The 10,127-nt window shown below is 69.0% G+C and carries 14 protein-coding genes and 1 tRNA gene; 1 reads left to right on the forward strand and 14 read right to left on the reverse strand.

Going from position 1 to position 10,127, the window contains the following annotated elements; genetic code table 11:
• Window positions 1-27 precede the first annotated feature (27 nt).
• Both ACQEU8_RS11430 and ACQEU8_RS11435 read right to left on the reverse strand, forming a co-directional pair.
• Window positions 28-855 (reverse strand): DALR anticodon-binding domain-containing protein, encoded by an 828-nt coding sequence (locus tag ACQEU8_RS11430; RefSeq protein WP_433099507.1) that lies wholly within the window; start codon window positions 853-855, stop codon window positions 28-30.
• 206 nt (window positions 856-1,061) lie between these two features.
• On the reverse strand, window positions 1,062-1,535 hold the full coding sequence (locus tag ACQEU8_RS11435; RefSeq protein ID WP_433102318.1) for a response regulator: 474 nt from the start codon (window positions 1,533-1,535) through the stop codon (window positions 1,062-1,064).
• 148 nt (window positions 1,536-1,683) lie between these two features.
• Between ACQEU8_RS11435 and ACQEU8_RS11440 the strand changes: the two genes are divergently transcribed.
• Window positions 1,684-1,755 (forward strand) — tRNA-Arg (locus tag ACQEU8_RS11440).
• Window positions 1,756-1,886: 131 nt separating this feature from the next.
• On the opposite strand, the gene ACQEU8_RS11445 is transcribed toward ACQEU8_RS11440, so the two are convergent.
• From ACQEU8_RS11445 to ACQEU8_RS11500, 12 genes are all read right to left on the reverse strand, one after another.
• Window positions 1,887-3,362 carry a tyrosine-type recombinase/integrase gene (locus tag ACQEU8_RS11445; protein ID WP_433099509.1) on the reverse strand — a complete coding sequence of 492 codons (1,476 nt, stop codon included), beginning with the start codon at window positions 3,360-3,362 and terminating at the stop codon, window positions 1,887-1,889.
• On the reverse strand, window positions 3,359-3,532 hold the full coding sequence (locus ACQEU8_RS11450; RefSeq protein WP_433102320.1) for a helix-turn-helix transcriptional regulator: 174 nt from the start codon (window positions 3,530-3,532) through the stop codon (window positions 3,359-3,361). Before ACQEU8_RS11450 ends, ACQEU8_RS11445 begins: the two co-directional genes overlap by 4 nt.
• Before the next feature lie 28 nt (window positions 3,533-3,560).
• A complete protein-coding gene (locus tag ACQEU8_RS11455) occupies window positions 3,561-4,721 on the reverse strand; it encodes an AAA family ATPase (protein WP_433099511.1) in 1,161 nt (386 codons plus the stop codon).
• Window positions 4,718-5,602: a bifunctional DNA primase/polymerase gene (locus ACQEU8_RS11460; RefSeq protein ID WP_433099513.1), complete on the reverse strand. Its 885-nt coding sequence runs from the start codon at window positions 5,600-5,602 to the stop codon at window positions 4,718-4,720. The genes ACQEU8_RS11455 and ACQEU8_RS11460 overlap by 4 nt, the downstream gene beginning before the upstream one ends.
• Window positions 5,603-5,691: 89 nt before the next feature.
• The gene (gene ssb, locus ACQEU8_RS11465; protein WP_433099515.1) at window positions 5,692-6,156 is read right to left on the reverse strand and encodes a single-stranded DNA-binding protein; all 465 of its coding nucleotides are present in this window, start codon (window positions 6,154-6,156) and stop codon (window positions 5,692-5,694) included.
• A 3-nt stretch (window positions 6,157-6,159) separates the two neighbouring features.
• A complete protein-coding gene (locus ACQEU8_RS11470; RefSeq protein ID WP_433099517.1) occupies window positions 6,160-6,555 on the reverse strand; it encodes a hypothetical protein in 396 nt (131 codons plus the stop codon).
• Window positions 6,556-6,558: 3 nt separating this feature from the next.
• The gene (locus ACQEU8_RS11475) at window positions 6,559-6,810 is read right to left on the reverse strand and encodes a hypothetical protein (protein ID WP_433099519.1); all 252 of its coding nucleotides are present in this window, start codon (window positions 6,808-6,810) and stop codon (window positions 6,559-6,561) included.
• Between the two features lie 17 nt (window positions 6,811-6,827).
• Entirely contained in the window at window positions 6,828-7,067 is a 240-nt protein-coding gene (locus tag ACQEU8_RS11480; protein WP_433099521.1) for a hypothetical protein, read from the reverse strand.
• On the reverse strand, window positions 7,064-7,288 hold the full coding sequence (locus ACQEU8_RS11485; protein WP_433099523.1) for a hypothetical protein: 225 nt from the start codon (window positions 7,286-7,288) through the stop codon (window positions 7,064-7,066). The genes ACQEU8_RS11480 and ACQEU8_RS11485 overlap by 4 nt, the downstream gene beginning before the upstream one ends.
• Before the next feature lie 11 nt (window positions 7,289-7,299).
• Window positions 7,300-7,488 carry a hypothetical protein gene (locus ACQEU8_RS11490; RefSeq protein WP_433099525.1) on the reverse strand — a complete coding sequence of 63 codons (189 nt, stop codon included), beginning with the start codon at window positions 7,486-7,488 and terminating at the stop codon, window positions 7,300-7,302.
• A 27-nt stretch (window positions 7,489-7,515) separates the two neighbouring features.
• On the reverse strand, window positions 7,516-7,707 hold the full coding sequence (locus tag ACQEU8_RS11495) for a hypothetical protein (protein ID WP_433099527.1): 192 nt from the start codon (window positions 7,705-7,707) through the stop codon (window positions 7,516-7,518).
• A gap of 199 nt (window positions 7,708-7,906) precedes the next feature.
• The gene (locus ACQEU8_RS11500) at window positions 7,907-9,973 is read right to left on the reverse strand and encodes a cell division protein FtsK (RefSeq protein WP_433102322.1); all 2,067 of its coding nucleotides are present in this window, start codon (window positions 9,971-9,973) and stop codon (window positions 7,907-7,909) included.
• Between the last annotated feature and the right edge of the window lie 154 nt (window positions 9,974-10,127).

The following is a 10,127-nucleotide window of genomic DNA, read 5'->3' on the forward strand; positions in this document are numbered from 1 at the left end:
CCTGTGTCCCTGTTGCTGATCAAAGTCTCAAAGATGTACCGGTGCGGTGATGCCGAGCTGGGACAGGCCGCCTGCCAGCACCGCTCCGGTGGCCTCGGCGAGAGCCAGCCGGCCGCGGTGGGCGGCCCCGGGTTTCTCCTCGCCACGGGGCAGCGGCGGACACGTGTCATGGAATACGGCGAACGCCCCGGCGACGGCGTCCAGGTGCCGGGCCAGCGCGCCCGGTGCGGTGATCCGCTCCCGGTCGGCGAGCAGAGCCAGCAGCCGGGCCCCGGCTGCGCCGAGCGGCTCCACACTCTCCGGCTCAGGACGCAGCCCGAGCCGCCGTCCGTTGCGCAGCAGCGAGCAGATCCGCGCATGCGCGTACTGCACCCGGAAGAGCGAACTGGAGCGCTCGGTACGGACCGCGAGCACCGCGGGGTCCTCGCCGGTCAACGCGGCCCAGCGCGGGATGTCCTGGCCCGGTATGTCGGTCGGCCCCTCAGCGGGCAGGGCGGCCCCGGACGCCTCCGCTGGCCCGCTCCCCGCGAGGGTGCGCACCAGCGCGACCCGGCCGGCAGGGCCAAGCGTGACGTTCACGAACCCGCCACCGACGACGACGGCCCGCGCGACCGCGTCCTCGTCCCGTACGAGCCGGTCGCACAGCTTCTCCGCGACCTCGCGTGCGGGACGCCCGCAGGCCGCCGCGGCCTGGAACGCGACGCCGGTCGCGTAGTCCCCGCCGCCCCGCCGCGGCGGGGACTCGACGACGACACGTACGCCGGTCAGCGCTTCCCCGCCCCTGTCATCCGCATCATCCGAGAGCACACGGGAGAGCGTGTGCCGGATGGTGCGCGAGAGCTGGGCGGGGGTCACAGAGCAAGCGTATGGGAGGCGGGGTGGGTCCGCGCGAGCCGGTTTCGGCACCTGGGACGGCGGCCCGGGCGGAGCGGAGCCACGCTGGTCACGCACTGCGGCGAGCCGACGACACAGGGCAAATGCCCTCCCGTGAACCGGAGGCGCGAGCCCTCCCGCCCGCTCGGGCTCTCAGGGCCCTCTCAGGGCTCGACGACCTCGGAGACTCAGGGCTCGACGACCTCGGAGACCACCCCGAAGACATCAGCCGCCCCTCCGGGAACACCCCCCTCACCAGGACCGCTGCCCTCTCCCTGACCCCTTCCAGGTCTTCCATGCATCAGACGGCGCACCATCCGCACCAGGTCGACGGGCTCGAACGGTTTCCCGAGAAACGCGTCCACACCTCTCTCCCCGCCGACCACACCTCCACCCTCCAGTTCGGTGCACGCGCTCACGAGCGCGAGCGGCAGGTGCCGCGTACGCGGATCGGCCCGCAGCCGCTCCGCCGTACGCACCCCGTCCAGACGCGGCATCACCGCATCGAGCGTCACGACATCGGGCCGTACGCGATGCACCACGTCCAGGCACTCGGCACCGTCGACGGCGGTCACCACCTCGAAGCCCTCAAGCTCGAGGTTGACCCTGATCAACTGCCGGATGACGCTGCTGTCGTCCACAACAAGCACCCGGCCGGACATACCTGGCACATCCAGAAGCGTAGGCGCGCCCCTCCACCTGCGTCCGGGTTTTGCCCATTTCCACCCCGCCCCCGCCCTCCCCCAAACCCGTTCCTGCCCACCCCCAGTGACCTGGTAGTGTTCTACCTGTCGCCGCCCAAACGGCCACGCCCCCGTAGCTCAGGGGATAGAGCAACGGCCTCCGGAGCCGTGTGCGCAGGTTCGAATCCTGCCGGGGGTACTCGCCAACTGTCAGCGTGAATGAACCGCTGACCAGCGCGTATACCAAACGACAGAGCGGGAGCCAGTCTCACTGACTCCCGCTCTCTCTCGCTGTCGCTCAGTGTTCCCGACACACCTCCGACACACTGACTACGCCGCGTCGCTGTCCTCGGTGCCCCATCCCATCGTTTTTTCGATCTTCTTGTTGTCCTCCTCCTCACTGTTGTCGATACAGCCCGCGTAATGGCGGTCGATGACCTCCGGGGAGGTGCCGGCGCGGCGTGCTACCTCCGCAACCGGAAGACCGGAGCGAAGCCAGTCCGTGATGCAGGTGGCTCGTCCGTCGTACGGCGTTCCGGCCAGCGGCGAAGCCACCTTGTGCGGAGGGAAGGCCAGCGGCCTGGCCTCCTGCCACACTCGCCAGTAGCTGGACGTGCCCACGAGGCCGCCTCGCTCGTTCTGGAAGACGCGACCGTCCGCCGCTGTGCCGAACTCCTTCACATGCGCCCGGAGCATCGCCACCAGTACCGGCGGGATTGGTACCGGGCGATCTGTCTCAGGGTCCCGCATCTTCAGTCCCCGCTTGTCGTGCCGGTCGCCTGAGTCGGTCCACTTCTTGCCCGAGACGGGGCGCGTTTCCCGAAGGGTGAGCACGCCCCACCCCGTTTCCGGTAGGTAGCAGTCCTCTCGCCTCAGCCCCACGACTTCCGCTGGGCGCATCGCGGCGTACAGGATGCAGCCGAAGAATGCGACCAGACGCCTACCCCGGTTGCGATGCACCGACCCCACATACGAAACGGCCGTAAGGAACTCCCGCCCCTGTACTGCGTTCATGAGAACTCGGGGGTCGATTGCCGCCCGGCCCGCAGTGGCGTAGCGCTCCAATCCGGCGACCGGGTTTTCGTCCAAGTACCCGCGCTGAATCGCGTACGTCATTGCCGCGTTGAACCCGCGTCGGCGACGCTTGTACGTCTCCTTGGCAGCGAGCTTGCCATCCAGCTTGTAGGCCAGTCGGTAGTGAACGTTTTCCGCAACGTCCCTGCCTTTCAGTGCCGACAGCGGCAGGGAGTGTTCTGTAAGCCACGCGCACACCGTCTCCAGCCCCGGCGGCGGTTCCTCGCTTGCGTGGGCAGGTATGACAACCCACCTCACGGCCCGCCGTACGGCGGCGAGCTCCGGAGTGTCCGGCCTATCCGGCAGCATTCCCAGGGCCGCTGACGCCAGGCTGTCTGCGAGTCCCTCTCGCGTCTTGGCCGCCGCAGTCCGCCAACGACGCTTCATGAATTCGCGCGAGAACTCCCACCAAGTTGGGTTCAGCTTTTCCTCGGCCTTTGCAGCTTCCGCCGCTTCCGCCTGACGCACCTCAGACTCAGGCAGCCCGGATTCGATTTCGAAAGCCTCGCCGCGCCGGTTCATGGCCTGCCAGAGCTCATTGCGTCGGCTTTCGGCGAGCGGGTAGGTGGCGAACGTGTCGCTGCACACACGTCCCGCCACCACCCAACGTAGGCGCCATGGGCGGGACTTGCGGCCAGTCCTGGATATCTTCCACAGCTTGACGTCGAAGGTGAAGCCCGGCCGGGCCGACCCACGATGACGTCCGGCTGGCGCATCGTCCTCAGTGCTCACGCGCTCTCCTCCAACGAGCCGACCCAACGGTCGTACTCAGATCGGCGAATGCGCACAGCGCCGTTCGGCAGTTTGACAGCGCGAGGCCCTTTCCCTGCCTGACGCCACCGATAGAACGTGGATTCCGGGATCCCTCCAAGGAGTTCACGAACTTCCCTAATGGTCAACATCTCGTCCTTGGAGGTAGTCAGGCGTGATTCAGGCAAGACGTTCACCACCTTCCGGCTTGCGGTCGGACAGCCGGACAGCACTGTCCGGGTGCTGTCCGGGTTGTTCTTGCTGGTCAGTGGGGGTTTCCGGACAGTCGGACAGGTGGGACAGTTCGGGGGTGTCCTGGCCCTGTCCGGTCTCGGTGGGCGGGTAGTAGCGGCCGGAGCTGTCCTTGGTGAGCTGGCCATCCGTGACCATGCGCGAGCAGGTACGTCGGATGGTGTCCTCGGAGGTGTCCGGAAGGGACGGCGCAATGTCCTTGGGCCTGCTGCCGGGATTCCGCCGTACGTGCCGAAGGATGGCCGCTCGGGTGTCGCCGACGGTGTGGTCGGTGGCGGGGCCTTCGAGCATCTGCCAGGCGCCGGCGGCGGCGTGGAACTGGAGCGCGTATTCGGCTTCGTCCACGTCGCGGCCGGTGACGTGCAAGACGCCATCGGCCTGTCCGCGTGCGCGCTTGAGTACGAGCGTGGCGTCCGCTGCTCCGGCGAGGCCGTTGGTGCCGGAGACTTCTGTGAGGAAGTCGTCCGAGCCGGCTTTGCGCACGTGGTGCACCAGCACAACGGCGATGCCGTAGTGGTCGGCAATGCGCTTGGCATGGCCGACCGCGGCGTAATCCGCGTCGTAGGCGGAAGCGCCAGGGTTGGACGGTCCGCGCATCTTGGCGAACACGTCGATGACCACCATCCGGGCTTCCGGATTACGGTCCAACCATTGGCAGATGGCTTCATTGCCGCCCTGGGGCAGCGGCGGGCAGGTCGTTGCCAGCGTGAGCGCGGATGGGGCGGGCTGGCCGCCCAGGAGCTTGCCCATACGGGACTGCAAGCGGCGCGGGGTGTCCTCCAGCGCGAGGTAGAGCACCGGTCCGCCCTCCACGGGCACGGTGTCCATGGCCATGCCACCGGAAGCCACGGACAGGCCCAGGCCGAGGGAGAGCCAGGACTTGCCGACCTTCGGCGGTCCGGCGAGCAGGTTGACACCTTCGGAGAGGATGCCGGGCACCGCCCAGCGCGGTTCGGGGAACTCGGCTGCCATCAGCTCATCAGCGGTCCACGCGGTGCGGTTCCGCCCCTTCACTGACGCGCCCTGGTCGCCGTTCTCGGGCGGCGGGACGGGGTGCAGGTGGTTGGGGATGAGCGGGGCGCTGCTCATGCGGCCACGCTCCTCGGACGCTTCGCACCGGTCCGCAGCCCGGAGGCGATCGTGGCCGCGCTCTCCCGCTCCGGACGGCCCTTACGGGCTGCCGCATCAGTGAGGTAGGTGGTTGCTTCAACCTCGTCCAGGGCTCCCCCGGCCACCAATTGCCCGAGGGCGACAGAGGCGTAGTACAGGGCGTTGTTTCCCTCACCGCCTCCGGCTTTGGCGATACGGGCCAGCTCACCGTCAATGGCCGCGCGCACATAGCGGCTGTGCCTTTCGGCGGCCTTCAACGGCACTGTGACCGGCTGCTGTGGGGGCAGCGGCGCCGGGGCCAGCAGTTCGGCCAGCCAGCCGGGCAACGGCGCGGGGGCTGCATTGTGCAGCACGGTGTAGGCGCGGCCGTCGATGGTGCTGTGCGCACCGACGACGCAGCCGCCGCCCGCTCGTGTGTCGACCTTCCATGCCAGTCGCCCAGCGGTGTTACGCAGCTCGGCACCGGCGGGGGCGGTGAAGTACAGGTGCGTGCCACCGGAGCCGGTGCGCACCGTGTACGTCTCGGACGGGTAGGGCTGCCCGTGCTCCTCAACGAGAGCGGCAAGGGCATCCTCCCCGCAGGTGACGCCAGCGGGGGCGTCCGGGGGTGGGGTGTCGCTGGTGTCCTTGGGAGTGTCGAGGTCGATGACGACCAGACGGCTGGGTCCGGTGGCGATGCCGAGGTTGTAGGCCCCAGCGCGCCAGCACCGCGTGATGCGGCCCGGGTCGGTGGTGGCGCGCTGTTCCCATGCACGGATTGCGGGGCGCTTGCCGTTGGGTGCCAGGGGGAAGATGTGCCAGCCGCGTTCTGCGGCGTCCAGGGCGGCGCGGGGCAGCGGTGAGGGGATGGTTTGGGGCATGCTGGTGTCTCCTCCTCTGTCTGTAGGGCGGATGGGAGGGCCGGAGGCGGCGGCTGTCTTGGTTGGGAGTGCGCCGCCTCCGGGCATCTCTAGAACGGCGGCTCGTCGTTGTACTTGGTCCTGGTGTCCCAAGGGCCGTCAGCGGGCTTCCCGCTGTTCGCCGTGCCGCTGTTGTTGCCGGTGGCCTTCGTGACCTTGGCCGGGGTGGCGGTCGCGAACCTCAGGGACGGACCGATGTCGTCGGTCTCGACAGCGAGCATCGAACGGTTCTCGCCCTGTTCGTTCTGCCAGTTGTGTTGCCGCATCCGGCCGGAGAGGACGACCCGCGAGCCCTTCGTGAGGCTTTCGGCCACGTGCTCGGCGAGGTCACGCCAGGCGGCGCAGCGGAAGAAGGTGGCGGTGCCGTCCTTCCACTGGTTCGACTCGCGGTCGAAGACCCGCGGGGTGGAGGCGACGGTGAACTTCGCCAGTGCGTGCCCGGTGTTGGTGTACCTGAGCTCCGGGTCGCTGGTCAGGTTGCCGATGATGGTGATGGGGGTCTCTCCGATGGCCATGGTTCAGTCCTCCTGCTCGTTGGTGTCTGCGGGAAGGTGTTCAGCGGCCCAGGTGGCGTACGCCTGGCGGACGTAGCCGCGTGGGTCGACTTCGGCTCCTGGGTGTTCGGGGCCCCGAGCGGTGTCGCCGTTGATGTCGTCGCAGCGGTCGACCCCGATGAGTCGTCGTGCGGCGTCCTCAGCGATCCCGGAGGCGCCGGCGTCGATGCCGTCGGCCTCGTCGCCCAGCGCGATACGGTCAAGCACAGCGGCCTTGCGGAGCCAGAACTCACGGCCCAGCCATTCGCCGAAGCGGCGGTTCGGGGCCTGGTGGGCGACCCAGCCAATTTCCCGGATGACGCTGGGTGCGTTGGTGTAGGTGGTCTCCGGGCTGGGGTACTCAGCAGCGTCGATGCTCACTGCTCAGCCCTCCGTTTCCTCGTACGCACGCTGCTGGCAGTCCTCACAGCCGCAGTGGGTCCATGACCCGTCGATGAACTCCGCGTAGCACTCGTCCGGGTCGTCGTGCGTCTGCGAGGCTTCCGCGCGTTCGGTTTCGCGCGCGCGGGCTTCGTCGGCCGCGTCTATGGCGAACTCTGCGTCGCGGTCGTACTCGGCCATCTCGGTTGCGCTCATCACGTCGTGGTTGGTGAGCTGGTCGTAGTCCTCGTTCACAGGCGGTTCCTTCGTGGTCAGGCCGCGTGGTCGCGGCGGGGGTGGAGGGTGATGACCTCGGCGAGGTCGGCCGGGTTGGGAAGGGGCTCGCCCTCGCCGGGCCCGCTCGGATTGCTGGGTGCGGGGCGGGCGGCCATGGCGGCGGTCAGTGCCGTCTCGTCGTGGCGGGCGGTGATGAGGTGTCCGGCGATGCAGACCGGTCCGAGGACGGCCGCCGGGGCGGCCAGCAGTGCGGCGGTGATCAGGTCGGGGCTCAAGGCTGCCTCCCGATGAGGGCGAGGAGTTCGGGCAGGGAACCGCCCAGGGCGTTCAGGCGGTCGGAGATGGCCTGCCATGAATCGGCGTCGATGGCCATCAACGAGGCGACGGCGGCGGACCGGTTCCCGCGCTGCGCGGCGGTCAGCGCGTCGCGCAGTTCGCCGGCGGCCATGAGCGTGATGCGCCCGGCGCCCGGCGGCGCGGTGGTGGGCTGGTTCACGGCTCCTCCGTTCACAGGGTGGCCACGGCCTGGGCCATGGCCGCGACCATCTGGTTGATGGGTCCGGCCGCGCCGCTGGAGGCGAGGAAGTAGCCGAAGCCGGTGGCGACGAACGCGGCGCCGAAACCGAGGGACTTGGACTTGAGCAGCAGTCCGAGGACCAGGGCGAAGACGAAGACGAGTGAGATGTTCACGGCCACGGTGGTGGCCTCCTTTCGGTGGTGGGGTCAGCGGCCTTCGCGGTAGAGGCGGGCGGCGTAGTTGAAGAGCAGGCGGCCGAAGCGGGCGCGTTTGCCGTGCCCGTGGCAGCGGCGGCAGTCCTTGCCGCGCTTGGGCTTGCCGGAGCGGGTCTGCCGGAGCTTGAAGCCCAGCCCGCTGCACTTGCGGCAGTCGCCGTAGGGCGAGGCCGCACACAGCAACCCGTAACACAGAGTTACGAAGATGAGGCCGGGTATAGCAGTCAGGAGAGGGGTCATCAGATGCCTTCCAGGCAGGGTTTCCGGGGTTTTCCCTGGTGAGGGCGCTAGGCGCTAGATCGCAGATCAGGGCCTAGATGGGGTCGCTAGAGGGGGTGCTAGACCTAGCGGCTTGGGGTGCTAGGTCTAGCACCCGTCACGGTCAGCTTCCGGACCGGTTTTCGTCACGTTCCGTGATAGCTACGGTGAGGGCGGCACGGTCGATTCCGCGCCGTGTGGTGCCCTCGTCGTCGTCGGTGCGACCCCAGACGCCCTCGGTCTTGATGCCATGGGGCTTGAGCGCCGCGGTCACCTGCTCGCCCTTCCAGCCGCCGTATACCTCCGGCCGCTTCTCGGCGAGACGGGCGGCGATCCGCTCGTTCCACACCTTCTTCTCGTCCGGCGCCAGCACCGACAGCACGTCGGTGAGGATGTCGAAGCCGGGGCCGGTGGCAGGGGCTTCGCCGAGGGCGTGGCCGGTGACGTTGCCGTACTCCTCGCGCATCTTCCGGGCGCGGGCAACGACCTGTTCGGCGGCGACACTGTCAATCTTGGCGCCGCAGACGATGCGCGGGTCGTCGCCCTCACCGGCCATCCAGCAGATGCCCAGGTCATCGCGGGAGAACATGGTGGCGCTGTAGCCCGCCTTGTTCATGCCGTCGCCCAACACCATGTCGTTGGCCTGCCAGCCCATGACCTTCAGGCAAAAGCGCAGTACGGCGTTGGCGGAGATGCCGGTGGGCAGCGACTTGGCGTCCGGGCGCTGGGTGCCGAACATGCCGATGATGCCCAGCGCGGGGCCGCGCTTGGTGACGTCCTCGCAGATCGCTTCGATCTCCTTCCCGTACTTCTCGTGCTCGAACGCCTTCTGACACTCGTCCAGGCCGATCACGATCGGGTGGAGCCGGTAGCGCTTGTTGCTGGCCAGTTGCGGGGTGACCTTGTTCTCCGGGCACAGGTTCCGGGGCAGATCCTTGATGACCTTGGCTCGGCGCCGCAGCTCCTCCTTGACCTCCCGCAGCGAATCGAGGACGTAGGCGATGTCCTCGTCCTCCTCGCCGGCGCGGTAGCGGTGGCACACCGGCTCCAGCGGTCCGAAGTCGCCGGTGCCCTTGAACTCGAAGGCGTGCAGTTCCGCGCGCGGGTCGAGTGCGGCGATGAGCAGGAACAGCCGCATCAGGAACGTCTTGCCCATCCGGGGGATGGAGCCGACAACGACAGAGGCGAACATCAGCGTCACGGACACGTCCCGCATGCGCTGGTCGTTGCCGAAGACGACCGGCTTGAACAAGTCCACGCTGCCGGACTTCAGCAACGGCCATGCGGGGCGCTCCTGCTCGTTCATCGGGCGGTCGCCCACCCACAGAACCAGTCGCCCCTCGTGCTCTTTGGGGTCGCCTGCGGGCCACACACAGCCCAGCTTGCGGCGCATGCCCGAGGCCAGCTCCTGCCGCTTGTCCATCACGTCTTCCGGCGTGACGCCGTAGGGCAGGTCGAGTTCGGCGCGGTAGCCGGGCCCGTCGCGCTGGATGTCGGAGGTGAAGCGCATGCCGTTCATGTCGCCGCCCTTCTTGACGGCGGCGTTGATGGCAGCGTTCCCGATGGCGCCCAGCCCGCGCAGCACGATCGTGCTCGTCAGCTTGGGCACCTCCGTCTTCAGCACCGCCGGGCCGATCACGGGCCGGTCCTCGGGCTGGCCGACGATGCCCATCACGCAGGTGACCACGACGCCGGACAGGGCCAGCAGCCAGCCGGGGGCGAGAATCCACATGGCCAGGGCGAGCGGCAGCCCGATCAGAAACCCGGTGGTCATGACGGCCGACCGGAAGCGCACGCGGCGGTCGCGCTGCCGGGAGAGCTTCAGGTAGTCGCCGACTCCGGCGTTGCCCTGCATGGCCACCGCCTGGCGCAGCGGCTCCCCCTCGGCGTCGGAGACCCAGCGCATCCGGCCGCTGATGATGCGGGCGGCGCCCCGGGGCGCGTAGCGGGCCAGGGAGGCCACGTACACGCCGGAGACCGTGCGCACGCCGTGGTAGCCGGTGGCGTAGGCGGCGTTCTTGAGGGTGCGGGTCGCGGTGGTGGTGAAGTCGCGCCGGTTGGTCAGCCACTCGGCGAGGATCGGCCGCCGCTTCTCCGTGACGACGCCCGACGCGGGCAGTGTCGGCGAGTCGACCGGCCGCCCGACGGCGCCCGACTCCTCCTCGGGTTCAGTCGGCCCGGCGTCGCTCAACTCGGTCGGGGCACGCACGGCCGACGGGTCGGGCTCCGGGTCGGCCGGAACGTCGGGGCGGACGGTCGGGGTGGGGTCGGCCGACGGCTTCCGCAGCGGTACGACGTTGTCGGGCGCCGCCGGGTCGGTCTCGGTTGGGATCGGGTCGGGTTCG

Origin of the sequence: Streptomyces sp. CA-250714 (genome assembly GCF_050936705.1) — a bacterium.
Taxonomy (GTDB): Bacteria; Actinomycetota; Actinomycetes; order Streptomycetales; family Streptomycetaceae; genus Streptomyces.

Bases quoted from the DNA above. Each gene is read 5' to 3' on its own strand.
- ACQEU8_RS11435 (WP_433102318.1), bottom strand. From the start codon at position 1,535: ATGTCCGGCCGGGTGCTTGTTGTGGACGACAGCAGCGTCATCCGGCAG.
- ACQEU8_RS11450 (WP_433102320.1), bottom strand. From the start codon at position 3,532: ATGTTGACCATTAGGGAAGTTCGTGAACTCCTTGGAGGGATCCCGGAA.
- ACQEU8_RS11455 (WP_433099511.1), bottom strand. From the start codon at position 4,721: ATGAGCAGCGCCCCGCTCATCCCCAACCACCTGCACCCCGTCCCGCCG.
- ACQEU8_RS11460 (WP_433099513.1), bottom strand. From the start codon at position 5,602: ATGCCCCAAACCATCCCCTCACCGCTGCCCCGCGCCGCCCTGGACGCC.
- ssb (WP_433099515.1), bottom strand. From the start codon at position 6,156: ATGGCCATCGGAGAGACCCCCATCACCATCATCGGCAACCTGACCAGC.